Origin of the sequence: Streptomyces sp. TRM68416, from assembly GCF_014596915.1 — a bacterium.
Lineage (GTDB): Bacteria > Actinomycetota > Actinomycetes > Streptomycetales > Streptomycetaceae > Streptomyces.
Genome location: NZ_JACVWU010000107.1, coordinates 1 through 405, shown reverse-complemented (window position 1 = coordinate 405; position 405 = coordinate 1). Strand labels below are relative to the sequence as shown.

Below are 405 nucleotides of genomic sequence, written 5' to 3'. Positions count from 1 at the left end.
GCACCGATCGGCACCACACCCTGGCCCGCGTCCAGCGGGACGGGGTGGACGCAGGTACCGACGGAGGCTTCCGTGGGCCCGTACTCGTTGATCAGACGACCCTCACCCAGCACCCGCGTGAACCGCGCAGCCAGCGTGGCCTGCAAGGCCTCACCCGCCACCACAATGACCGAGGCCAGAGCGGCGATCTGCTCGTCGGACAACTGCTGCGCCAGGATCTCCAGATGCCCCGGCGTCAGCTTCAGGAAACTGAACGGACCAGCAGCAACCAGCCGCTCACCCAACTGGGACAGATCCACATCCTGCGGCAGCAGACACACCCGCTGCCCCGCCAGCAACGGCGCCCACACATTTGGCACCACCAGATCGAACGCCACCGACGAGAACACCGCACCACCACCGGCA

1 protein-coding gene is annotated in these 405 nt (G+C 67.2%); it reads right to left on the bottom strand.

The features are described from left to right. Window positions 1-405: AMP-binding protein (locus ICC28_RS40150; protein WP_188293809.1), on the bottom strand; the 405-nt coding region annotated here is incomplete at both ends.